Here is a 21,672-nt window from a genome sequence, read left to right as displayed (position 1 = left end):
GAGGTTTGCATCCGCGCCTAAGCATGGATTCCCGCGCTTGAAAAGTGTCGCATCCGCTCCCAACGGTGTTGGACGATGATAGACCGTTCGCGTCTGGAGAATATCGTCCGCGAGGCCGGGCGGATCGCGCTCGCCGCCTGGCCGGGGGCGGGGCACACCGTCGAGACTTGGGAGAAGGCGCCCGGTAACCCGGTCTGCGCCGCCGATCTCGCCGTCGACACGTTCCTCAAGCGGGAACTCGGACGCCTGCTGCCGGCCGCCGGCTGGCTGTCCGAGGAGACCGCCGACGATCCTGCGCGACTCGGCAAGGGGCTGATCTGGCTGGTCGATCCGATCGACGGCACACGCGATTTCATCCGGGGGCGTGCGGGATGGGCCGTATCGGTCGCGCTGATCAGCGAACGGCGGCCGTTGATCGGCATGCTCGCGGCGCCGGCGCGCGAAGAGGAGTGGATCGGGGTTTCCGGGCAGGGGTCGTGGCGCAACGGCAAACGACTCCAGGCTTCGAACCGGAAGGAGTTTCCAGGCGCGCGCGTGCCCGCCGATTCGCTGCCCAAGGAGGACCGCGACCTGCAGATGGTCGCCAAGCCCAACTCGATCGCCCTGCGCGCGGCAATGGTCGCGGCGGACGAGGCGGACCTGCTCGCCACGCTGCGCTGGGGCTTCGAATGGGACATCGCCGCCGCTGCGCTCATCGCGCGCGAGGCCGGTGCCGCGATCAGCGATGCGTTCGGGCAGCCGCTGAACTACAACAAGCGCGATCCGCGCGCCTTCGGCCTGCTGATCAGCGCACCGGGCATCCATGCTGCTGCCGTGGCCCGGCTGGCGGAACGCGCGGCGAAGCTCGCCCGCTGATGCGAAAAAGGGGCCGGTCCGAAGACCGACCCCCTCATCCCGCCCGGTGGGCAGAAGGCGTGCGCGCCTTACTGGTTCTGCGCGGCGTTGATCTCTTCCTGACTGATCGGAATGATCTTGATCTCGACCCGGCGGTTGAGGCGCCGACCTTCCTCGGTCGAGTTGTCCGCGACGGGCATCGTCTCACCGAAACCCTGCCAGCGGATGCGCGCCGTGTTGACGCCCTGGCTGGTCAGGTAATTGGCGACGGTCTGCGCGCGGCGTTCCGAAAGGCCCTGGTTGAAGGAATCCGACCCGGTCGAATCGGTGTGGCCGTACACGTCGATCAGGCTGTTCGGATACTGTACGAGGCTTCCCGCCACGTCGTTGAGCGTCGAGCGGAAGGCGGGCTTCAACGTGGCGCTGCCGACGTCGAAGGTCACCCCGTCGGGCAGGTTGACCAGAATCGCCTGGCCGTTGTCGACTTCGGTGACGTCCACGCCAGAGCCGGCGGTCGATTCGCGAAGTTCCTTGATCTGCTGGTCCATCTTGTAGCCGACCACGCCGCCGACCGCGCCGCCGCCGACCGCGCCGATGATGCGCCCGGTCTTGCCGCCGATCAGCCCGCCGAGCAGCGCACCCGCGGCCGCGCCGCCGACGCCGCCGATCGCCGTGCGGGAGATCTTCCGCTCACCCGTGTTGGGATCGGTCACGCAGGCGGAGACGCCTACCAGCGAAAGCGCGGCAAAGCTGGCAACGATCATTCTCGACTTTTTCATGGGATTTTCCCCTCTTGCTGCAAACTCTATGTGCCCCACGCAAAAAGGGGCAGCGCGCCCACCTGCGCCATATCACGCTAAAACACCATAACGGCTCACCTGTTCCCCGCCGAATGGTAATCGGCATGCGACAGGCTGGCGCAGGGCCGCAATTATGCTAGCGGAGAGGTGTGACACCCTTCCCTTGGCCAGACCTCCTGATCATCGCGGGATTGATCGTGCTCAACGGCGTGTTCGCCATGTCCGAGCTCGCGATCGTTTCCGCCAAGCCCGCGCGCCTTCAGGGGGCGGCCGACAAGGGCAGCCGCGCTGCGCAGACCGCGCTCGCGTTGGCGGCCGATCCGGGCAAGTTCCTCTCCACGGTGCAGATCGGGATTACCCTGGTCGGCATCATCGCCGGTGCATATTCGGGCGCCAGCCTGGGCGGTCCCGTGGGCGAGCGGCTCGAGGCGCTAGGGCTGCCTGCCCGATATGCGGACGAGGCCGGTTTCGCGGTGGTGATCGCGCTGACGACTTATGCCAGCCTCGTGGTCGGCGAACTCGTGCCCAAGCAGGTCGCCTTGCGCGCCGCGGTGCCGATCGCCCTCACCATGGCCCGCCCGATGGCGATTATCGCGCAGATCGCCGCGCCGCTGGTGTGGTTGCTCGACACCTCCTCCGGCCTGCTTATCCGGCTCCTCGGGGTCCGGCCGGGCGGGCAATCGAACGTGACGGCCGAGGAACTGCACATGATCTTCGCAGATGCGACGCGTTCGGGGGTGCTCGAGGTCAAGCAGCATCATATCCTCGCGGGCGTGGTCCGCCTCACGGACCGCCCGGTGCGGGAGGTGATGACGCCGCGGACCGAACTCGACTGGGTTGATGCTGACGCGGATGAGACGGAGATTCGCGCCGCCATCGAGGCCAGCCCCCATTCGCTGCTGCCGGTCGCCGAGGGCTCGCCCGACCGCGTGATCGGCGTGATCAAGGTCCGTGAGGTGCTCGCGCGGCTCGTGGCGGGCGAGGCGATCTCGCTGCGTGCGATCACGCGGCAGGCCGAAGTCGTGCCCGACCAGCTCGACGCGATGGACGCACTCCGCGTACTCCAGCGGTCCGAAGTCGCGATGGCCATGGTGCACGACGAGTACGGTCATCTCGACGGGATCGTGACTCCGGCCGACCTGCTGACTGCGATTGCTGGCCACTTTGCGAGCGACCGGGATGATGGCGATCGCCCGGTCATGATCGAGAGGCCGGATGGCTCGCTGCTCGTGTCGGGCGCGCTGTCGGCCGACGATCTCGCCGACCGGCTGCGCATCGAATACAGCGAAGACCGCGAGTTTGCGACCGTTGCCGGTTATGTCCTGTCGGTGCTCAAGAACCTGCCGCGGGAAGGGGAAAGTTTCACCGACCAGGGCTGGCGCTTCGAGGTCGTCGACATGGACGGCCGCAAGATCGACAAGCTGCTGGTGAGCAGGGACTAGGGAGTCCTTGTTTCCGCACACGCTCCGCGTGTGCGATATCCTCGCTCCCTTCGGTCGCTGCGGTCCGCTTTTCGCGGACCGGGATCTCGCTGGATAGCTATGGCTTGGAACGGATCGGGCTGCGGTAGCAGCCCGCAAGCGCGACTGCGCGCCCGCAGGCCCGTCAGGGCCGAGGACATCGCACGCGCGGATGCGCCTGCGGAAAACAAAAAAGCTTTATCCCTGCGGGATCACGGCCTGCGCGAACTGCCCGTCGCCCTCGGGCGCTGCGACGATGTCGCGGGTGACGCTGCCCTTGGCGACCGTGTTCGTCTGCGGATCGCCGACTTCGGTGCGGATGCTCGGCGCGGCCGTTCCGGCGCGGTCGAGCATGCTGGTTTCGACGGCGCTGCGCGGCGCGGGCCCGCCGAACAGGGCCTCGAGCGCCTGCTCGCCGGCGGTCTCTTCGGCCGGACGAGGTGCACCCGGAGCGGGCGGGACAAGGCTGAAGTCGGGCGGAACGACCAGCGGCGCCTGGCGCTGCACGGCGAACTCGTCGGGCCGCTCGCGGCCGCCGATGCCGCCGGTGCTGCCGCAGGCGGCGAGCATTGCGCCCGCACCCGCGAGAAGGACTAGGGTGGTCGATTTACGCCCAAGAGTAAAAGTCATCTCAGCTCTCCGCGGCGCCGGGCGCCGACTTGTGTTCGGGTGTTGCCTCCTTGTCGCGCACGAAGAACGCACGGGCAAGGATTATCAGGACGCCGATGGTGATCGCGGCATCGGCGATGTTGAAGATCAGGAAGGGCCGGAACTCGCCGAAATGCAGGTCCGCATAGTCGATCACGTAGCCGAGTTCGTAGCGGTCCTTGATATTGCCCAGCGCTCCGCCGAGAATCAGCGAGAGGCCGACGATCTCGCCCAGCGCCTTCTCGCGCAGCATCCATACGGTGACGACCAGCGCGATCAGGCTGGTCACGCCCACGAGAATCCAGCGCATCTCCATCGAATCGGCTTGGAACATGCCGAGCGAAACGCCGAAGTTGTACGTCAGCCGGAAATCGAAGAACGGCAGCAGCTCGACCACGTCGCCGCGCTCCATCGCGAGCGTTTGGGTGACATAGCGCTTCATCGCCTGGTCCAAGAGGAACAGGACGATCGCTGCGGCGAAGCCGATCAGGCGGTATCTGGCGAGCTTGCTCATGCGGCGGCATCCAGTTCGGCGACTGCTTCGTCGCACCGTTCGCACAGCGCTCCGTCCTCCGTCACTTCGGGCAGGAGGCGCCAGCAGCGGCCGCACTTGTGGTCGGTGGTGCGCGTCACGGTCACCGCGCCGCCCTGCCCGCGCACGACTGACGCGGTGATGAACAACTCGGCAAGCTCTGCGTCGGTGAAGCCCTCGGGCACCGCATCGGTGGGCACGGTCACTTCGGCTTCGAGGCCGGAGCGCACGACTTTCTCGCGCCGCAGCGGCTCGATCGCTTCCATCACCTGCTCGCGCAGCGCCCGCATATTCCCGAAGCGCGCGGCGAGGGCGGGGTTCACCCAGTCATCCGGCAGCGGGTGCAGTTCCTGGAGGTGGATGCTCCCATGTTCAGGGAAACGGGTGGTCCAAACTTCCTCCGCGGTGAACACCAGCACTGGCGCGGCGTAGCGCACGAGCGCGTGGAACAGGATGTCGAGGGTCGAGCGATAGGCGCGGCGGCGCGGGTCGTTCGCGTCGTCGCAGTAGAGGCTGTCCTTGCGGATATCGAAGAAGAACGCCGACAGGTCCTCGTTCGCGAAGTCGACCAGCGCGCGGGTGTATTCGTTGAAATCGAAGTCCGCGATCGCCTGTCGCAGCGTGCTGTCGAGAGCGTGCAGCCGATCGAGCACGTACCGCTCAAGCTCGGGCATATCCGCCGGCTGAATCGCTTCCGCCTCGTAATCGAAGCCGCCCAGCGCGCCGAGCATGTAGCGGAAGGTGTTGCGCAACTTCCGGTACTGGTCGGCGACCCCTTTCAGGATCTCGTCGCCGATGCGGTGGTCCTCGGTATAGTCGACCGAGAGCGCCCAGAGCCGGATGATGTCCGCCCCGTACTGTTCCATCACCTTGATCGGATCGACCGTGTTGCCGAGCGACTTGGACATCTTCTTGCCGTCGCTCGCCATGGTGAAGCCGTGAGTCAGCACCGCGTCGTAAGGCGCGCGGCCGCGAGTGGCACAGGATTCGAGCAGCGAGGACTGGAACCAGCCGCGGTGCTGGTCGGATCCTTCGAGGTAGAGGTCAGCAGGCCACCGGAGTTCGGGCCAGCGGCCGCTTTCGAGCACGAAGGCGTGGGTGCAGCCCGAATCGAACCACACGTCGAGAATATCGACCACGCGCTCGTAGTCGGCGGGATCGTAGTCGGGGCCGAGCAGGGCCGGCGCGGCCTCGTCGGTCCAGGCATCGACGCCCTTTTTACGCACTGCCGCGACGATCCGGGCGTTGACCGCCGGATCGACGAGATACTCGCCGGACTTGCGATCGACGAACAGCGTGATCGGCACGCCCCAGGCCCGCTGGCGGCTGAGCACCCAATCGGGCCGGCCCTCGACCATCGATCCGATGCGGTTGCGGCCCTTCTCGGGCACAAAGCGCGTATCGGCGATCGCCTGCATCGCAAGCTGTCGCAGCGTCGGGGGGGCGCCTGCCGCTTCGTCTGACGGATCGAGTGCGCCGCCTTCGCTCTCCCATTTCCGTTCGGACCGCGTCTTGGCATCGAGTTCGATCAGGAGCTTGTCCATCGGCACGAACCACTGCGGCGTGCAGCGGTAGATGACCTTGGCCTTGGAGCGCCACGAGTGCGGGTAGGAGTGCTTGTAGTCGGCACTGGCCGCGAGCAGCGCGCCCGCCTCGCGCAAGTCGGAGCAGATCGGACCGTCGGGCGCATTAAACTTCGGGTTGATCACCGACATGCGGCGCTCGTCATCACCGCCGAGCCAGGCCCAGTCGTCGCGGTAGCGCCCGTCGGCCTCGACCACGAACTTGGGCGTCAGGCCGTTCGCCTTGCAGAGCACGAAGTCGTCCTCGCCGTGATCGGGCGCCATATGGACGAGACCGGTGCCGCTGTCGGTGGTGACGAAGTCGCCTGGGAGGAAGGGGCGGGGCTCAGCGTAGAAGCCGCCGAGGTGGTGCATCGGGTGGCGGGCGATGGTGCCGGCAAGGTCGGAGCCTTTGCCAGCCCACATCACCATCCAGCCTTCACCTTCGGACAGCCAAGGTGAATCACCGCAGCGTTTCGCAAACTCGAGCCAAAGTTCTTGCGCGACGAGGATCTTTTTCGAACCCGACCGGTAAGCAACGTATTCAGTATCCGGCCCATAAGCCAACGCCTGGTTCACCGGGATCGTCCAGGGCGTCGTCGTCCAGATCACCGCGTGGGCGCCGACCAGTTCCGGAATCGGACTCTCGACGATCTCGAACGCGACGTCGATCTGGGTGGAGACGATATCCTCGTACTCGACCTCGGCCTCGGCCAGTGCGGTCTTCTCCACCGGACTCCACATCACCGGCTTGGCGCCGCGGTAGAGATTGCCCGCTTCGGCGAACTTGAGCAGCTCGGACACGATCGTCGCTTCCGCCGCGAAGTCCATCGTCAGGTAGGGATTGTCCCAGTCGCCGTTCACGCCGAGGCGCTTCAACTGCTCCCGCTGCACGTCGACCCAGTGTTGGGCATAGGCGCGGCATTCGGCACGGAACTCGGCCGGGGGGACCTCGTCCTTGTTCAGCTTCTTCTTGCGGTACTGCTCCTCAACCTTCCATTCGATCGGCAGCCCGTGGCAGTCCCAGCCCGGCACGTAGGGCGCATTCTTGCCGAGCAGGCTCTGCGTGCGCACGACCATGTCCTTGAGCACGTGGTTGAGCGCGTGCCCGATGTGCATGTCGCCATTGGCGTAAGGCGGCCCGTCGTGGAGCACGAACTTCTCGCGGTCCTTCCGCGCCTCGCGAAGCTGGCGGTAGAGCCCCTCGGATTCCCAGCGCGCGAGAATGCCCGGCTCCTTCTGCGGCAGGCCGGCCTTCATCGGGAAGTCGGTCTTGGGCAGGAAGACCGTGTCCTTGTAATCGCGCTGTTCTGTCATGGCGGATGGCCGTTAGGGCAATTGCAGCGCGCGATAAAGCCGGTTCGCGTCAACGCTCGGCCCGGCGGCGCTCCAGCGAGGCCTGCGCCGCGTCGATCTCGGCCTGGCTGCGGTTGTCGAACCGGTTGATGAGGACGGGCACGACGGTGAAGCTGTCCTCCACCCAGGCATAGCCGTTGAAGCTTGCCGGGATCTCGCCGAGCTGCTCGGGCAGGTCGAGACCGGTGGGCCGGTCTTCCGCGCGCGGGCCGATCACGATCACATGCGCGCCGGTCTCCTCCATCCGCGTGATCAGGCGGTTGGGCCAGCCGGCGAAGAGCCATTGCCGGTCGAGCGGGATCATCAGCGTGCCGTCCTCGCATGCCTCGGGCACGATCCCGAACCAGCCCGATAGCAGGTAGGCCCTGGTGCATTCCTTCGCCCCCTCGATCGAGAAGGCCCAGGCGTCGGGATAGTGTTCCCTGATTCGCGCGACGTTGGCGGCGTCGCCGTAGAATGCGTCGCCCGCCGCCACGGGGTCGCGGCCGGCCGCCTCGAGCGCTGCGGCGAGCAGATCGGCCTCGGCCGGCTCCTTGCTCTTGAAGTTGTAGAGCAGCCGCGCCCGGCCGGCAGCCTTGATCGCCTCCTCCAACGTCGGAATCGCGCCGATGCCTTGTCCCCTGAACGGGTAGGTCTTGCCTCCGTCAGCCGTGTAGCCGTAGCCCGCGTCGAGCGCCTTGAGCTCGGCCATTGTCAGGTCGCGGACCTCGCCCGTGCCGTCGGTGCGGCAGTCGACCGTCCAGTCGTGGAATACCGCGATCTGCCCGTCTGCCGTGGGCGCGATGTCGACCTCGATCATGTGGGCGCCGAACCTCGCGGCACGGGCGATCGAGCGGGTCGTGTTCTCGAGATAGTCGTGCGCCGGGGGCTCGATCCTGTCGGCGGTGCAGGTGTCACGCCCGACGCCGGCATGGTCGTAGAGCTGATGGATTCCGCGGTGCGCGATCACCTTGACCGCGCCCTTCGGCTCCGGCGCGAGCCAGCTCGCATTGACGATTGTCAGCACGAGGAAGGCCAAGGCAAGGGCGAAGGTGAGATACCGCAGCCAGCGCTTCACCCGAGCAGCTCCCGCGCCTGGTCGCAGTCGCGCTCGATCTGCGCGACCATGGCATCGAGCGAATCGAACTTCGCCTCGGGCCGTAGGAAGTGGCGGAAGGCGATTTCGATTTCCTGGCCGTAGAGATCGCCGGCGAAATCGAAGAAATGCGGCTCCAGCAGCTCCTTGGGCGGCTCGAACTGCGGGCGCACGCCGATGTTGGCCGCGCCCTTCAGCACCTGGCCGGTGGCGAGCACGCGGCCGGTTACCGCATAGATGCCGAACCGGGGCCGCAGGTAGTTCTCGATCGCGAGGTTCGCGGTCGGGTAGCCGATATCGCGCCCGCGCTTGTCGCCGTGCTCGACCACGCCGCGAATCGCGAAGGGTCGCGTGAGGAGCATGGTGGCGCCCCGCGGGTCGCCCTCGCGCAGCGCCTCGCGAATGCGGCTGGAGGAGACCGGCGCGCCGCCTTCCATCACCGGCTGCACCGCGCGCGCGGCGATGCCGGCCTCGCGCCCGAGCTCGGCCAGCCGCGCGCGATCGCCCGCGCGCCCTTTGCCGAAGGTGAAGTCCTCGCCGGTCACCACGCCCGCGACGCCGAGCCTGTCGGCGAGCAGCACGCGCACGAAGTCCTCGGCCGTGGTGTTCGCCAGTTCGGCATCGAAGTGGAACACCAGCATCGCCGTTGCGCCCGCAGCGAGATAGAGCTCCTGCCGCTGCTCCAGCGTGGTCAGGCGAAAGGGGGGCACTTCGGGCTTGAAGAAGCGCACCGGGTGCGGATCGAAAGTAGCGATGATTGCCGGCCGGCCCTCGGCCCGCGCCCATTCTATCGCCTCGTGCGCGACCGCCTGATGGCCCTTGTGGAAGCCGTCGAAGTTGCCCAGCGCAATGATCGCGCCGCGCAAGGGCTCGGGAATCCGTTCGCGATGGTCGAGCCACCTCATGCCGCGGGTTCCTGCGATGCAATCCCCGCGCGCAGCACGCGCAGGGCGTTGCCGCCCATCGCCGCGCGGACCTCTTCGGGGGTGAAGCCTTCGTCGAGCAGCGCCTGTGTCACCTGCACGAGCTGCGAGGTGTCGAAGCGCACGGTGGTGGCGCCGTCGTAATCGCTGCCGAGCGCGACATGCTCGATCCCGACGAGATCGCGCACGTGCTTCATCGGGCGGGCGGCATCGCGCGGGCTGGTTCCGCAGACCGCTGCGTCCCAGTAGCCCACGCCGATCACCCCGCCGGTGCGCGCGACGCCGCGGATTTCCTCGTCCGAAAGGTTGCGGTTGACCTGGCAGGTCGCCTGCACGCCGCCGTGGCTGGAAACGATCGGGCGCTGCGCCATCGCAAGAATGTCGGCGACGCAGGCATGGCTGCAGTGCGCGATGTCGACGATCATCCCGATCGCTTCCATCCGGCGGATCGCCTCGCGCCCTTTGGCCGTCAGACCGCCTTTCTCGATCCCGTGCATCGAACCGGCGAGATCGTTGTCGAAGAAGTGCGTCAATCCCGCCATGCGGAAGCCCGCCGCGTGGAGCCGGTCGAGATTGCCGAGATCGCCTTCGAGGTTCTGCAGCCCCTCGATGCTGAGCATGGCCCCGACCGGAGTCGGCGCGCCGCCGCGGCGGGCGAGCAGCGACTGCACGTCCTGCGGCTGCGCGACTTTCATCAGGCGCCCGTCCGATCCGGCGACCGCGCGGTCGAGCTTCTCGCCGTGGTAGAGCGACCGCTGGAGCAGCGAGGTCCAGGTGCGGATCGGCTGGAGCTGGGCGATCGTCAGCGCAGTGATGTTGTCGGTCTCGGCGCTGTTCGCGTCGTAGTTCTGGTCCTTGGGGGTCTTGGTCACGCTGGAGAAGACCTGCAACGCGACGTTGCCGTCCTCCATTCGCGGCAGGTCCTCGTGCCCGTGGGAAGCGCGGTCGAGCAGGTCGCGGTCCCACAGCAGCGTGTCCGAATGGAGATCGACGATCGTCAGCGTCGCATGGAGCGCCTCCGCCTCATCTGAGACGGGGATCAGCGGCTGGCCGTCGACCTTGTTCATGCCGCGCTCGATCATCCCCGGCGCGAAGCCGAAGAACGCGATTGCCGCGAGCACGACCAGCGCCAGCGCGCCCCATGCGATCTTGCGCTTCATTCCCCGGATCCCCCTCTCCGCAGCGTAACGAAATCGAACGCGGGCCGGCCGTCTTCCGCCGCATGCGCCTTGCGCGCCGTTTCCCGCCATTCCGGCCCGAGCGGCGGCATGACCGTATCGCCCGCGTAATCGGCATGGATCTCGGTCAGTTCGACCCGCTCGGAGAGCGGCAGGAACAAGTCGAAAATCGCCGCCCCTCCGATCACCGCGATCTCCCCGTCGCCTGCCAGTGCGAGTGCGTCCTCGGGCGATACGGCGATCTCGGCGCCGGCCGCATTCCAGTCGGTGCGGCGGGTCAGCACGATATGGCGGCGGCCCGGAAGCACGCCGGGCAGGCTCTCGAAGGTCTTGCGGCCCATGATCATCGGCTTGCCGAGGGTCAGCGCCTTGAAGCGCTTGAGATCTGCCGGAATGTGCCAGGGCAGGGCGCCTGCGTCGCCGATCACCCCGTTCGCCGCGCGTGCATAGATGCAGAACAGGCTCTGCGTCACGCCCGCGTCACCGCTGCTCGATCCGAGTGACGTGGCCCATCTTGCGGCCATCGCGTGCCTGGCGCTTGCCGTAGAGGTGCAGATGCGCGCCCGGTTCGGCGAGGCATTCGTGCGCGCTGTTCGCGTCCTCGCCGATCACGTTAGTCATGACGATCTGCGCCGCGGTGGTCGCGGTGTCGCCCAGCGGCAGGCCGCAGATCGCGCGCACGTGGTTTTCGAACTGGCTCGCCGCCGCGCCCTCGATCGTCCAGTGTCCGGAATTGTGCACGCGCGGCGCCATTTCGTTGAACACCGGCCCCTCGCGGGTCGCGAAGAATTCTAGCGTCAGAACGCCGACGTAGCCCAGCGCTTCGGCCACGCGCGCAGCAAGCTCGCGCGCCGGCGCGACTTGCGCGGCGATAGCCTCCCCCGCCGGCAGGGCTGAGGTCGCGAGGATGCCGCCGACGTGGGTGTTCTCGGCGCTGTCCCAGAACCGCACCTCGCCGTCGTGCCCCCGCACGAGGATCACCGAGAACTCGGCCGTGAACTCGACGAAACCTTCGTAGATCGTCGGCGCGCCCGGCAGGCGGATCGCGTCGGCATCGCGCGCCGTCTGGATGCGCCACTGGCCCTTGCCGTCGTAGCCGTCGCGCCGCGTCTTGAGGATGCCCGGCGCTCCGATGCGGTCGACTGCGGCCGCGAGCTCCTCGGCCGTATCGACCGGCGCATAGGCTGCGGGCGTGCCGCCGAGGCTTTCGACGAAGCGCTTTTCCTTGAGCCGGTCCTGCGCCGTTTCCAGCGCACGCGGGTGGGGCGCGAGCAGCGTCTCGATGGCGGCGAGCGGGCCGACCGGCACGTTCTCGAATTCCCAGGTCACCACGTCGCATCCGGCGGCGAATTGGGCGAGCGCGGCGGCATCGGTCCAGGGGGCGCAAGTGAAATCGGCGCTGACTTCCGCGGCGACGCTCTCGCGGCCCGGCGCGAAGACATGGCAGCGATAGCCGAGTTGCGCGGCTGCGATGGCGATCATCCGGCCAAGCTGGCCGCCCCCGAGAATGCCGATTGTCGCGCCTGGCAGGATCAAACTCTCACTTCCCTCATCCGTTTGCGCCCGGGCTCGCCGGGGCCGTTCTTGCGTGGCGGTGCGCTAAAGGAAAAAGCGGCCCTTCGACAAGCGCGGGATGAACGGAAACGAGGCGTGCCTCAATCCACCGGCCTTTCGCCCACCGCGGCGCTGCGTGTGGCGCGCCAGTCCTGCAGGCGCCGCGAGAGCTCCGCGTCGGACAGCGCGAGGATCGCTGCGGCCAGCAGCCCGGCGTTGGTCGCGCCCGCCTTGCCGATCGCCAGCGTCCCCGTCGGCACCCCGGCGGGCATCTGCACGATCGAGAGCAGGCTGTCCTGGCCCGAGAGCGCCTTCGATTCGACCGGCACGCCGAGCACCGGCAGGTGCGTCAGCGCGCTCAGCATGCCCGGGAGGTGCGCCGCACCGCCGGCGCCGGCAACGATCACCTGAAGGCCCTGGTCCGCTGCACTTTTTGCGAATTCGTACATGCGATCGGGCGTGCGGTGGGCCGAGACGATCCGCGCCTCGTATTCCACCCCGAGCTCGTCCAGCACCTCGGCGGCGCATTTCATGGTCGGCCAGTCGGACTGGCTGCCCATGACGATGGCGACTTTGGCTCCCCCGGCAGGCATTTCAGCGGTCCTTCAGGTAGTGGCGCTCGCCCGGCGTCATCGCGGCGTCGAATTCGTAGACGATCGGCTGACCGGTCGGGATCTCGAGCCCGGTGATGTCCTCGTCCGAAATGTTCGAGAGATGCTTGACCAGCGCGCGCAGCGAATTGCCGTGGGCGGAGACGATCACCGTCTCGCCGCTCGCAAGCACGGGCAGGATCTCGCCTTCCCAATAGGGCAGCACGCGCTCGATCGTGAGCTTGAGGCTTTCGGTCCGCGGCACCGCGATCCCGGCGTAGCGCGGATCGGCGGCAAGATCGTAGTCCGTGCCCTCTTCCATCACCGGCGGCGGGGTGTCGAAGCTGCGGCGCCAGATATGGACCTGCTCGTCGCCGTGCCGCTCGCGCATCTCCTGCTTGTCGAGCCCGGTCAGGCCGCCGTAGTGCCGCTCGTTGAGGCGCCAGTCCTTGGTCTCGGGGATCCACAGCCGCCCGCAGGCTTCCAGCGCAAGGTGCAGCGTCTTGATCGCGCGGGTCTGGAGCGAGGTGAAGGCGCAGGTCGGCAGCACCCCCTTCTCGGCCAGCAGCTCGCCTGCCGCAATCGCTTCGGCGACGCCTTTCTCGGTCAGGTCGACATCCCACCAGCCGGTGAAGCGATTTTCGAGGTTCCACTGGCTCTGGCCATGGCGGACGAGAATGAGCGTCGGCAAGGAAAGGCTCCTCATGCGTTCGGGAGCGAGTGCGGTTAGCTTTTCGTATCCGGCTTGGAAAGCCCGCTCTCACCCGATTCGCCCGGCGGGGCGGTGCGCAATTCACGCGACTGGGCTTTACGGCGGCGCAGGTTCTCGCGCAGCTTGGCCGCGAGACGCTCCTCGCGCGACAGATTCTTGCCGGCTCCTTCGGTCATGCGAAACCCCTTGCCGCCAATTGCGCGCTGGCTCAAGCTTGGCTTGACTTTCCCCTAGGGGACGACAATAGCGCGCCCGCTTCTCCGAACGCTGCTGTAGCTCAGTGGTAGAGCGCACCCTTGGTAAGGGTGAGGTCGGGAGTTCAATCCTCCCCAGCAGCACCATTCTTGCCGCAGGCAAGAATGGTTTTTGTTTCGCCTCAAACGCCGGCGTTCGCATTCGCTCACTTGGCTATCCTCGCTCCCTCCGGTCGCTGCGGGCGCGCGGTCGCGCTTGCGGGCTGCTGATTGCAGCCCGAGAATTCGCCAGACAGAAATGGCCGGGGAAAGGTCCGGTCGGCGACCAGCCGACCGCAAGGCCGACCGGCCGCCCGCAGCGGCCCGACCGAAGGGAGGAATAGCCGCGAGGACGCGCGCCCGGATGGGCGCGCGTAAAGCAAAAGTACCCTTGCTCCCAGCCACCGTCTTAGCCATGTAATGCACCATGGACGAAAGCGACGCGTTGACCCCGCTGCATCCGAACCACGTCAAGGCGATGCGGGTGGCAACGCTGCTTGCCGCGGTTCCCTTTGTGATCGGCGCGCTCGTGCTGGAAGTCGCCGGCTTCCTGCCCACCGGCGTATTTATCGTGCCGGTGCTGCTTGCCGCAGTGCTGATCGTGATCCGGGCGCCCATGCGGCGCTACATGGCGCGCGGCTATGTCATGGGTGAGGACCGGCTGCGGGTCGTGCGCGGGCTGTGGTTCCGCTCGGACACCGTGGTGCCGTTCGGGCGGGTCCAGCATATCGACGTTCATCAGGGGCCGCTGGAGCGCGCCTATGGCCTCGCGACGCTTACCCTCCACACCGCGGGCTCGCACAACGCCTCGGTCTCGCTGCCGGGCCTGGCCGATGCCGACGCGCGGGCGATGCGTGAGACGATCCGGGCGCAGATCAGGCGCGACACGATGTGAACGAGCCGGCGGACACTTCCGAAATCGGCGAACGGCGGACCGAGCCCGCGGGTCTGGTCCTGAGCGCGATCTCGGGCCTGCGGCAGGCGATCCCCGCCGCGATCGCGATGATCTTCGTCCTGCGCGACCAGGGGCACTGGCTGCTCGCTGCAGTGCCGCTCGCACTCGTGCTGCTGGGGGCGATCGTGTTCGTGGCCTGGCTCCAGTGGCACCGGCTGACGTACCGCGTCGGCATGGAGGACATCCGGGTCGAGAGCGGCGTTCTCAGCCGCGCGGCACGTTCGGTGCCTTACGAGCGGATACAGGACGTCAGTCTCGAGCAGGGGCCGCTCGCGCGCCTGCTTGGCCTGGTCGAGGTGCGCTTCGAGACGGGCGCCGGCGGCAAGGACGAGCTCAAGCTCGCCTATCTCAAGGAAGCCGAAGGCGAGCGGCTGCGCGAAGTCGTGCGCGAGCGCAGGGACGATGCGGCCGCCGCACCGGGCGAGGCCGAAGCTGGCGCAGGCGAGCCGGCCGCCGAAGTCCTGTTCGCGATGGCGCCGCGCCGGCTCGTTACCTTCGGGCTGTTCGAATTCTCGCTCGCGGTCGTCGCCGTCGTCGCGGGTGCGGTGCAGCAGTTCGACTTCTTCCTTCCGTTCGATCCGTGGGACTTCGACGAGTGGCAGGAACGGCTTGCAGGGCCGGGTTCCTGGCTCTCGGGCCTTGGGCGAACGGCGCAGATCGTCGGCGGGATCATCGCGGCGGGTTCGCTGCTCCTGCTCGGCTTCGCCACCGGCCTCGTCCGCACCGTGCTGCGCGACTGGGGCTTCACGCTGGAGCGGACCGCCAAAGGCTTCCGCCGCCGCCGCGGATTGCTCACCCGCACCGACGTGGTCATGCCCGCACACCGCGTGCAGGCGCTCGCGTTCGGCACGGGGATCGTCCGCCGCCGGTTCGGCTGGCACGGCCTCAAGTTCGTCAGCCTCGCACAGGACGCCGGCGCATCGAGCCACGATGTCGCGCCTTTCGCTAAGTGGCACGAGCTTGAACCGATCGCGCGCGCCGCGGGTTTCGCGATGCCGACCGAGGACCTCGACTGGCACCGCGCCGGAGCGCGCTATCGCATCGATTCCGCGCTGCTGGCAGGCGTGGTCGCAGGGGGAATCGCGCTCGCGGTGCTGGTCGCGCTCTCGGCCACGGGCGCCGCCAGCCCGCTCCTCGCACTGATCCCGCTGGGCATCGCGCTGCCGCTGGCGGCATGGCAATGGTTTCTCTGGCGGTTCGAGCGGCATACGCTCGACGAGGCGCAGGTCTATGCGCGGCATGGCTGGCTGGCGCCGCGCACCGACGTCGCCTCGCGCGTCAAGCTGCACTCGGCCGAGATCGCGCAAGGGCCGATCGCCCGCCGGCGCGGCTATGCGACCTTGCACCTCGGCCTTGCCGGTGGGAAGCTGGCGATCGAGGGGATACCGCTCGCCCGGGCGCGGGAGCTGCGCGCGGCGATTCTGCACAGCATCACCGCGCAGGACTTCTCCCGAATCAACTAGCGGTCGGCGCGCGCAAGGCAGCCCATTCGGGATGGCGCCGGAACTGCGCTTCGACGTAGGAGCATTGCGGCTCGATCGTGAAGCCTTCCGCCTTCGCGTCGGCGATCAGCGCCTCGACCAGCGCCGCCGCGACGCCGCGCCCGCCGATCTCGGGCGGGACCAGCGTATGGTCGGCGATCCGCGCATTGCCACGCGCTTTCCACGTCAGCCGCCCGACGTGCTCGCTGCCTGGCACGTGCGCGCGATATTCGCCGTGAACCGGCGCATCGCCCGGGCCAGGGTGCCGGGTAATCTCGAGACCTTCGATCGTCATGGATGTCGCTCCTCCTTGCGCTGAACGCTGCGGCGGCTAGACGCGTTCCGCCATGTCCAGCGCCAAGCAGTTCCTCTCCGATAACGCCGCCGCGGTCCACCCGAAGGTGTGGGACGCCATGCGCGCCGCTGACGTGCCCGATTCGCCTTACGATGGCGATGCGCTGTCGCAGCGGCTGGACGAGGCGTTCTCGGCGCTGTTCGGCCGCGACTGCGCGGCGATCTGGGCCGCGACGGGAACGGCCGCCAACTGCCTGGCGCTCGCCACGCTGGTCCAGCCGCACGGCGGCGTCGTCTGCCACCGCGAGGCGCATATCGAGGTGGACGAGGGCGGGGCGCCCGGCTTCTACCTGCACGGCGCGAAGCTGCTGCTGGCCGAGGGCAAGGCCGCGAAGCTCACCCCCGAGGCGATTCGCGCGGTGATCGACCCGATCCGCGACGACGTCCACCAGGTGCAGCCGCATGCGATCTCCGTCACCCAGGCGAGCGAATACGGCTGCTGCTATCGGCCGGACGAGCTCGCCGCGATCGGGGCACTGGCGAAGGAGCGCGGCCTTGGCCTGCACGTCGACGGCGCGCGCTTCGGCAATGCGGTCGCCTTCCTCGGCTGCTCGCCGGCAGAGGCGGTTGGCCCTGCCGACGCGCTGAGCTTCGGCTGCATCAAGAACGGCGCGATGAGCGCAGAGGCGATCGTGTTCTTCGATCCCGCCGCCGCCGATCTGGCGCGCTACCGCCGCAAGCGGGCGGGGCATTTGCAGTCGAAGGGGCGGTTTCTCGCGGCGCAATTGCTGGCGATGCTCGAAGGCGACTTGTGGCTGGGCAACGCGCGCGCGGCCAACGCTGCCGCGCGCGAGATCGCCTCGGCCTGCGGCGAGCGGCTGATGCATCCGGTCGAGGCGAACGAGCTGTTCGTGCGGCTTACGCCGACCGAGCGCGAGGCGCTGCGCACGCAGGGCTTCGCTTTCTACGACTGGGGCGCCGATGCCGCGCGCTTCGTCACCGCCTGGAACAGCGATCCCGCCGCCGCGGCGGCGCTGGCGCGCGCGATCGCCGGCCTGTGAGCGAAACCGCGGAGGGAGCGAAGCCGCACGCGCTGCTGCGCCTGCGAATCGCGCTGCCCTTCGCCCTCGTCGCGCTGATCTGGGGATCGACCTGGTACGTCATCACCGGGCAGATCGATGCCGTGCCGGCGAGCTGGTCGGTCGCCTACCGCTTTGCGCTCGCGACGCCGGCGATGTTCGCGGTGGCGCTGCTGATGCGGCGGAGCCTGCGCGTCGGGCGCGCAGGCCACGTGCTCGCGCTGCTGATCGGCCTGACGCAGTTCTGCGGCAACTTCAATTTCGTCTACCGGGCGGAGCTGCACCTGACCTCGGGCGTGGTCGCGGTGATGTTCGGCATGCTCATGGTGCCCAACGCTCTGCTCGGCCGCTGGCTGCTCGGGCAGCAGGTGACGGGGCGGTTCCTCCTCGGCAGCGCGGTCGCGATCGCGGGTATCGCGCTGCTCCTGCTGCACGAGGCGCGAATCTCGCCGCTCGGCGGGAACGTGATCCTCGGCGTGCTGCTGGCGGTGGGCGGCATCCTCTCGGCCTCGGTCGCCAATGTCATCCAGGGGAACGAGACCGGGCGCGCGGTGCCGATGGTCAGCCTGCTCGCCTGGTCGATGCTCTACGGCACCGCCTTCGACGTGGCGATCGCTTGGGTCGCCGCGGGACCGCCCGTCTTCCCCACCGCGCCCGCGTTCTGGGCCGGGACCGCCTGGCTCGCCTTTGCGGGATCGGTGGTGACGTTCCCGCTCTACTACACGATCGTGCGCCAGATCGGCGCCGGGCGCGCGGCGTACAACGGCGTGCTGGTGATCGTCATCGCCATGCTGATCTCGACCGTGGTGGAAGGCTATCAGTGGTCGCTGCTGGCCGCCGCCGGTGCGGTTCTGGGCACCGCGGGCATGATCCTGGCCCTGCGGGCGCGGCAGGTCTGATTCAAGCCAGGCTCGCAAGCCCCTCCCGATAGGTCGGATAACGCGGCCGCCAGCCCAGCACGCGCCTGGCCTTGCCGTTCGCGACGCGGCGGCTCTCGCCATAGAAAGCGCGCGCCGCGGCCGACAGGCCCGCTTCGTCGAGCGACTGCACCGGCGGCGGGTCCCGCCCGAGCAGGCGGCAGGCTTCCTCGATCACGGCGTTCTGACTCGCCGGCAGGTCGTCGGCGAGGTTGTAGGCGCCAGGCGGGGCCCCGTCGCCAGAAACCAGCGCGGCGAGCACGCCCGAGACGATGTCGTCGACATGGATGCGGCTGAACACCTGGCCCGGCACGTCGATCCGGTGCGCCTTGCCCTCGCGCACGCGGTCGAGCGCACTCCGCCCCGGGCCATAGATGCCGGGCAGGCGAAACACCCGCGCGCCGCGTGCCAGCCACGCCGCGTCGGCCTCTGCGCGCGCAGTGCGCCGGCCGGCACCGACAGGCGCGCTCTCGTCGACCCAGGCGCCCCTTGTGTGCCCGTAGACCCCCGTTGAGGACAGGTAGCCCGTCCATCGATCACCCAGCAAATCGGCGTAGCGGGCAAGCACCGGATCGCCCTCGTTTGCCGGCGGCACCGAGGAGAGGACATGCGTCGCCTGCGCCAGCGCAGAGCGGACCGCAGCCTCGTCGTCGAAGGCGAGCGCCCCGTGGCGCCCGGTGCCCATCACCGCCCAGCCCCGGCCTTCCAGCGCGCGGGCGACACGGCTGGCGGTGTAGCCGAGGCCGAAAATGAACATCCTATCCATGCCCGCGTTCTACCCGATGACGCCCGCAGCGAAACCGCCTAGGAGGATCGCCATGGACATCGCACGCACACCCTCCACGCCCGACGGAAATCCGCAGCTCGCCGACGCCGCGCCCGAGCCGAAGGATCCGCCGCTGATCCGGCGCGAGGATTATCGGCCGTTTCCCTGGCTGGTGCCTGAAATCGCGCTCGATTTCGATCTCGGGGTCGAGGAGACCAGAGTGACCGCAAGGCTCACCGTCGCGCGCAACGCCGGCGCCGACGCGTCGCCGATCATCCGCCTCAACGGCGACGGGCTGCAGCCGCTCTCGGTTGCGGTCGACGGCGAGCTCGTGAACGACTGGACCATGGACGGCGGCGATCTGATGCTCCCTCTGCCGGGCGAGGCGCACGAGGTCGCAATCGTTACCGGGATCGACCCGTCCGCCAACTCGCAGCTCATGGGCCTTTACGCCTCGAACGGCATGCTCTGCACGCAGTGCGAGGCTGAGGGTTTCCGCCGCATCACGTTCTTCCCCGATCGGCCCGACGTGCTCTCGATCTACCGCGTGCGTATGGAAGGGCCCAGGGCGCAGTTCCCCGTACTTCTGTCGAACGGCAACAAGGTCGCCGAAGGGGAGGGCGAGGGCGGACGGCACTGGGCCGAGTGGCACGATCCCTGGCCCAAGCCGAGCTATCTCTTCGCTCTCGTCGCGGGCGATCTCGTCGCCCGTTCGGACAGCTTCACCACGATGGGCGGCCGCGAGGTCGCGCTCAACGTCTGGGTTCGCGCCGACGACCTGCCGCGCACCGGCCATGCGATGGAATCGCTCAAGAAGTCGATGAAATGGGACGAGGAGGTGTTCGGCCGCGAATACGATCTCGACCTGTTCAACATCGTCGCCGTCGGCGATTTCAACATGGGCGCGATGGAGAACAAGGGCCTCAACGTCTTCAACACGAAGTACGTGCTGGCCGACCCCGAAACCGCGACCGACGGCGATTTCGACGCGATCGAGGGGGTAATCGCGCACGAATACTTCCACAACTGGTCCGGCAACCGCGTGACCTGCCGCGACTGGTTCCAGCTCTCGCTGAAGGAGGGCTTCACGGTCCTGCGCGACCAGCTCTTCAGTCAGGACATGCAGGGCGAGGCGGTCAAGCGGATCGAGGACGTGCGCGTGCTCCGCTCGATCCAGTTCCCCGAGGATTCGGGGCCCCTCGCACATCCGATCCGGCCCGACAGCTTCCGCGAGATCTCCAACTTCTACACCGCGACGATCTACAACAAGGGCGCCGAAGTGATCCGCATGATGCGGACCATGGCCGGGCCTCAGGCATTCCGGCAGGGCACCGATCTCTACTTCGACCGCCACGACGGCGAAGCGGCGACCTGCGAGGATTTCGTCAGAGCGATGGAAGACGGCGCGGGGCTCGACCTCACCAAGTTCCGCCTGTGGTATTCGCAGGCGGGCACGCCCAAGGTGAGCGCCGACCTGTCGCATGAAGGCGATGTCGCGACGCTCACGCTGCGCCAGCAAGTGCCGCCGACGCCCGGCCAGCCGGCCAAGCACCCGATGCCGATCCCGCTCAAGCTCGCGCTGTTCGACCGTGAGACCGGCAGGCACGGGGGCGAGCAGCTCGTCATGCTCGAAGGGGCCGAGAAGACCATCGCGTTCGAGGGCTTCGCGCAGCCGCCGGTGCTGTCGATCAACCGCAGCTTCTCCGCCCCGGTGTCGATCGAGCGGCACGTTCCGCGGGAGGATCTCGTGTTCCTCGCAGCGCGCGACGACGACGCTTTCGCGCGGTCGGAGGCGATGCAGGAGCTGGTCGTCGGCCATCTCGTGGCGGCTGCCGGCGAGGGGCTCGACGAGGGAGAGCGGGGCGAGGGCCGCACGGCGATCCGCGAGGCATTGTCCGCGATCCTGGCCGATCCGGCGCTCGACGACCTCATGCGCGGCGAGCTCATGGTGCTACCGGGCGAGACCTACCTCGCCGAGCAGATGCTGGTTGCCGATCCCGGCCGCATCCATGCCGAGCGCGAGAGCCTCAAGGCATGGCTGGCAGGCGAGCTGGGGGGCCAATTGCTGGGCATGCATGCGCGCGCCAGTGCCATGCCTTACAGCCTGGACAGGGTCGCACGCGGCGCGCGCAAGGTGAAGACCCTGGTGCTCTCGCTTCTTGCCGCTGGCGATCCGGAGCGGACCGCGGCTCTCGCGGCGGACCAGTACGACGCGTCCGACAATATGACCGATCGGCAGGGGGCGCTCATGGTCATCGCCGGCCTCCCCAGCGCCGCGCGGACCGACCGGTTGATCGACTTCTACCGCCGTTACCGCGACAATCCGCTGGTGATCGACAAGTGGTTCAGCCTTCAGGCCATGTCGCTCCACCCGCAGGCGATCGAGCACGTCAAGGCGCTGCGGGGGCACGAGGACTTCACCTTGCGCAATCCGAACCGCGTGCGCGCGCTCTACATGGCCTTCGCGGGCAATCCGCACGCGTTCCATGCGGCGGGCGGCGAGGGCTACCGCATGATCGCGGACCTGATCCTCGAACTCGACCCGATCAACGCCCAGACGGCGGCGCGCTTCGTGCCCCCGCTCGGCCGCTGGCGGCGCATGGAGCCGGGGCGTGCGGCGCTGATGCGCGCGGAGCTCGAGCGGATCGCGGCCGCGCCGCGGCTCTCGCGCGACACCCGCGAGCAGGTGACCCGCTCGCTTGGCTGAGGCGCTGCGATCGGAG

At 68.2% G+C, this 21,672-nt stretch carries 21 protein-coding genes and 1 tRNA gene; 8 read left to right on the top strand and 14 right to left on the bottom strand.

Annotated features, from left to right (window positions below; translation table 11 throughout):
• The first annotated feature begins 75 nt into the window (after positions 1 to 75).
• A complete protein-coding gene (locus AC3A5N_RS05165; RefSeq protein WP_487736222.1) occupies positions 76 to 855 on the top strand; it encodes a 3'(2'),5'-bisphosphate nucleotidase CysQ in 780 nt (259 codons plus the stop codon).
• Positions 856 to 923: 68 nt separating this feature from the next.
• Here AC3A5N_RS05165 and AC3A5N_RS05160 read toward each other — a convergent pair whose 3' ends face one another.
• On the bottom strand, positions 924 to 1,613 hold the full coding sequence (locus AC3A5N_RS05160; RefSeq protein ID WP_487736221.1) for a YiaD family glycine zipper/OmpA-like lipoprotein: 690 nt from the start codon (positions 1,611 to 1,613) through the stop codon (positions 924 to 926).
• A gap of 170 nt (positions 1,614 to 1,783) precedes the next feature.
• Here AC3A5N_RS05160 and AC3A5N_RS05155 point away from each other — a divergent pair, with 170 nt between their 5' ends.
• The gene (locus AC3A5N_RS05155; RefSeq protein ID WP_487736220.1) at positions 1,784 to 3,076 is read left to right on the top strand and encodes a hemolysin family protein; all 1,293 of its coding nucleotides are present in this window, start codon (positions 1,784 to 1,786) and stop codon (positions 3,074 to 3,076) included.
• A 216-nt stretch (positions 3,077 to 3,292) separates the two neighbouring features.
• On the opposite strand, the gene AC3A5N_RS05150 is transcribed toward AC3A5N_RS05155, so the two are convergent.
• From AC3A5N_RS05150 to AC3A5N_RS05100, 11 genes are all read right to left on the bottom strand, one after another.
• A complete protein-coding gene (locus tag AC3A5N_RS05150) occupies positions 3,293 to 3,724 on the bottom strand; it encodes a DUF3035 domain-containing protein (protein ID WP_487736219.1) in 432 nt (143 codons plus the stop codon).
• Between the two features lies 1 nt (position 3,725).
• Positions 3,726 to 4,256, bottom strand: coding sequence for a signal peptidase II (lspA, locus tag AC3A5N_RS05145; protein WP_487736218.1), 531 nt, complete (start codon positions 4,254 to 4,256; stop codon positions 3,726 to 3,728).
• Entirely contained in the window at positions 4,253 to 7,153 is a 2,901-nt protein-coding gene (ileS, locus tag AC3A5N_RS05140) for an isoleucine--tRNA ligase (protein WP_487736217.1), read from the bottom strand. Before ileS ends, lspA begins: the two co-directional genes overlap by 4 nt.
• A gap of 49 nt (positions 7,154 to 7,202) precedes the next feature.
• Positions 7,203 to 8,249 carry a glycerophosphodiester phosphodiesterase family protein gene (locus AC3A5N_RS05135; protein WP_487736216.1) on the bottom strand — a complete coding sequence of 349 codons (1,047 nt, stop codon included), beginning with the start codon at positions 8,247 to 8,249 and terminating at the stop codon, positions 7,203 to 7,205.
• Positions 8,246 to 9,172, bottom strand: a complete 927-nt coding sequence (locus AC3A5N_RS05130; protein ID WP_487736215.1) for a bifunctional riboflavin kinase/FAD synthetase — start codon at positions 9,170 to 9,172, stop codon at positions 8,246 to 8,248. Before AC3A5N_RS05130 ends, AC3A5N_RS05135 begins: the two co-directional genes overlap by 4 nt.
• Positions 9,169 to 10,350 (bottom strand): dipeptidase, encoded by a 1,182-nt coding sequence (locus AC3A5N_RS05125; protein ID WP_487736214.1) that lies wholly within the window; start codon positions 10,348 to 10,350, stop codon positions 9,169 to 9,171. Before AC3A5N_RS05125 ends, AC3A5N_RS05130 begins: the two co-directional genes overlap by 4 nt.
• On the bottom strand, positions 10,347 to 10,892 hold the full coding sequence (locus tag AC3A5N_RS05120; protein ID WP_487736213.1) for a dihydrofolate reductase: 546 nt from the start codon (positions 10,890 to 10,892) through the stop codon (positions 10,347 to 10,349). The genes AC3A5N_RS05125 and AC3A5N_RS05120 overlap by 4 nt, the downstream gene beginning before the upstream one ends.
• Positions 10,849 to 11,904, bottom strand: a complete 1,056-nt coding sequence (locus tag AC3A5N_RS05115) for a 5-(carboxyamino)imidazole ribonucleotide synthase (RefSeq protein WP_487736212.1) — start codon at positions 11,902 to 11,904, stop codon at positions 10,849 to 10,851. Before AC3A5N_RS05115 ends, AC3A5N_RS05120 begins: the two co-directional genes overlap by 44 nt.
• Positions 11,905 to 12,023: 119 nt before the next feature.
• A complete protein-coding gene (gene purE, locus AC3A5N_RS05110; RefSeq protein WP_487736211.1) occupies positions 12,024 to 12,515 on the bottom strand; it encodes a 5-(carboxyamino)imidazole ribonucleotide mutase in 492 nt (163 codons plus the stop codon).
• Position 12,516: 1 nt separating this feature from the next.
• The gene (gene gpmA, locus AC3A5N_RS05105) at positions 12,517 to 13,203 is read right to left on the bottom strand and encodes a 2,3-diphosphoglycerate-dependent phosphoglycerate mutase (RefSeq protein WP_487736210.1); all 687 of its coding nucleotides are present in this window, start codon (positions 13,201 to 13,203) and stop codon (positions 12,517 to 12,519) included.
• Between the two features lie 35 nt (positions 13,204 to 13,238).
• A complete protein-coding gene (locus tag AC3A5N_RS05100; RefSeq protein ID WP_487736329.1) occupies positions 13,239 to 13,436 on the bottom strand; it encodes a hypothetical protein in 198 nt (65 codons plus the stop codon).
• Between the two features lie 54 nt (positions 13,437 to 13,490).
• Between AC3A5N_RS05100 and AC3A5N_RS05095 the strand changes: the two genes are divergently transcribed.
• The 3 genes from AC3A5N_RS05095 to AC3A5N_RS05085 all read left to right on the top strand — a co-directional run bounded on the left by AC3A5N_RS05095 (position 13,491) and on the right by AC3A5N_RS05085 (position 15,875).
• Positions 13,491 to 13,565, top strand: a tRNA-Thr gene (locus AC3A5N_RS05095).
• A 319-nt stretch (positions 13,566 to 13,884) separates the two neighbouring features.
• Complete coding sequence (locus AC3A5N_RS05090; protein ID WP_487736209.1) at positions 13,885 to 14,352, top strand: PH domain-containing protein; 468 nt, start codon at positions 13,885 to 13,887, stop codon at positions 14,350 to 14,352.
• Complete coding sequence (locus AC3A5N_RS05085; protein WP_487736208.1) at positions 14,349 to 15,875, top strand: PH domain-containing protein; 1,527 nt, start codon at positions 14,349 to 14,351, stop codon at positions 15,873 to 15,875. Before AC3A5N_RS05090 ends, AC3A5N_RS05085 begins: the two co-directional genes overlap by 4 nt.
• Here the strand turns inward: AC3A5N_RS05085 and AC3A5N_RS05080 are convergent.
• The gene (locus AC3A5N_RS05080) at positions 15,868 to 16,188 is read right to left on the bottom strand and encodes a GNAT family N-acetyltransferase (protein WP_487736207.1); all 321 of its coding nucleotides are present in this window, start codon (positions 16,186 to 16,188) and stop codon (positions 15,868 to 15,870) included. The two genes, AC3A5N_RS05085 and AC3A5N_RS05080, sit on opposite strands and share 8 nt — an antisense overlap.
• Positions 16,189 to 16,240: 52 nt before the next feature.
• Between AC3A5N_RS05080 and AC3A5N_RS05075 the strand changes: the two genes are divergently transcribed.
• Both AC3A5N_RS05075 and AC3A5N_RS05070 read left to right on the top strand, forming a co-directional pair.
• Entirely contained in the window at positions 16,241 to 17,248 is a 1,008-nt protein-coding gene (locus tag AC3A5N_RS05075; protein ID WP_487736206.1) for a threonine aldolase family protein, read from the top strand.
• Positions 17,245 to 18,165, top strand: a complete 921-nt coding sequence (locus AC3A5N_RS05070; protein ID WP_487736205.1) for a DMT family transporter — start codon at positions 17,245 to 17,247, stop codon at positions 18,163 to 18,165. The genes AC3A5N_RS05075 and AC3A5N_RS05070 overlap by 4 nt, the downstream gene beginning before the upstream one ends.
• A gap of 1 nt (position 18,166) precedes the next feature.
• On the opposite strand, the gene AC3A5N_RS05065 is transcribed toward AC3A5N_RS05070, so the two are convergent.
• Positions 18,167 to 18,949 (bottom strand): Rossmann-fold NAD(P)-binding domain-containing protein, encoded by a 783-nt coding sequence (locus tag AC3A5N_RS05065; protein WP_487736204.1) that lies wholly within the window; start codon positions 18,947 to 18,949, stop codon positions 18,167 to 18,169.
• A gap of 52 nt (positions 18,950 to 19,001) precedes the next feature.
• On the opposite strand from AC3A5N_RS05065, the gene pepN reads away from it, so the two are divergent.
• Positions 19,002 to 21,656: an aminopeptidase N gene (gene pepN, locus AC3A5N_RS05060; RefSeq protein WP_487736203.1), complete on the top strand. Its 2,655-nt coding sequence runs from the start codon at positions 19,002 to 19,004 to the stop codon at positions 21,654 to 21,656.
• The last annotated feature ends 16 nt before the right edge of the window (positions 21,657 to 21,672 follow it).

This window comes from Pelagerythrobacter sp. Soil_C_18 (assembly GCF_057657235.1).
The sequence above is the reverse complement of the archived record's forward strand: the minus strand, read 5'-3'. Positions and strand labels throughout refer to the sequence as shown.

What these genes read in the sequence shown, in the direction of transcription:
- AC3A5N_RS05165 (WP_487736222.1), top strand. Translation starts at nt 76, where the DNA reads ATGATAGACCGTTCGCGTCTGGAGAATATCGTCCGCGAGGCCGGGCGG.
- AC3A5N_RS05160 (WP_487736221.1), bottom strand. Translation starts at nt 1,613, where the DNA reads ATGAAAAAGTCGAGAATGATCGTTGCCAGCTTTGCCGCGCTTTCGCTG.
- AC3A5N_RS05150 (WP_487736219.1), bottom strand. Translation starts at nt 3,724, where the DNA reads ATGACTTTTACTCTTGGGCGTAAATCGACCACCCTAGTCCTTCTCGCG.
- lspA (WP_487736218.1), bottom strand. Translation starts at nt 4,256, where the DNA reads ATGAGCAAGCTCGCCAGATACCGCCTGATCGGCTTCGCCGCAGCGATC.
- ileS (WP_487736217.1), bottom strand. Translation starts at nt 7,153, where the DNA reads ATGACAGAACAGCGCGATTACAAGGACACGGTCTTCCTGCCCAAGACC.
- AC3A5N_RS05130 (WP_487736215.1), bottom strand. Translation starts at nt 9,172, where the DNA reads ATGAGGTGGCTCGACCATCGCGAACGGATTCCCGAGCCCTTGCGCGGC.
- AC3A5N_RS05125 (WP_487736214.1), bottom strand. Translation starts at nt 10,350, where the DNA reads ATGAAGCGCAAGATCGCATGGGGCGCGCTGGCGCTGGTCGTGCTCGCG.
- AC3A5N_RS05120 (WP_487736213.1), bottom strand. Translation starts at nt 10,892, where the DNA reads ATGGCCGCAAGATGGGCCACGTCACTCGGATCGAGCAGCGGTGACGCG.
- purE (WP_487736211.1), bottom strand. Translation starts at nt 12,515, where the DNA reads ATGCCTGCCGGGGGAGCCAAAGTCGCCATCGTCATGGGCAGCCAGTCC.
- AC3A5N_RS05090 (WP_487736209.1), top strand. Translation starts at nt 13,885, where the DNA reads ATGGACGAAAGCGACGCGTTGACCCCGCTGCATCCGAACCACGTCAAG.
- AC3A5N_RS05080 (WP_487736207.1), bottom strand. Translation starts at nt 16,188, where the DNA reads ATGACGATCGAAGGTCTCGAGATTACCCGGCACCCTGGCCCGGGCGAT.
- AC3A5N_RS05075 (WP_487736206.1), top strand. Translation starts at nt 16,241, where the DNA reads ATGTCCAGCGCCAAGCAGTTCCTCTCCGATAACGCCGCCGCGGTCCAC.
- AC3A5N_RS05065 (WP_487736204.1), bottom strand. Translation starts at nt 18,949, where the DNA reads ATGGATAGGATGTTCATTTTCGGCCTCGGCTACACCGCCAGCCGTGTC.
- pepN (WP_487736203.1), top strand. Translation starts at nt 19,002, where the DNA reads ATGGACATCGCACGCACACCCTCCACGCCCGACGGAAATCCGCAGCTC.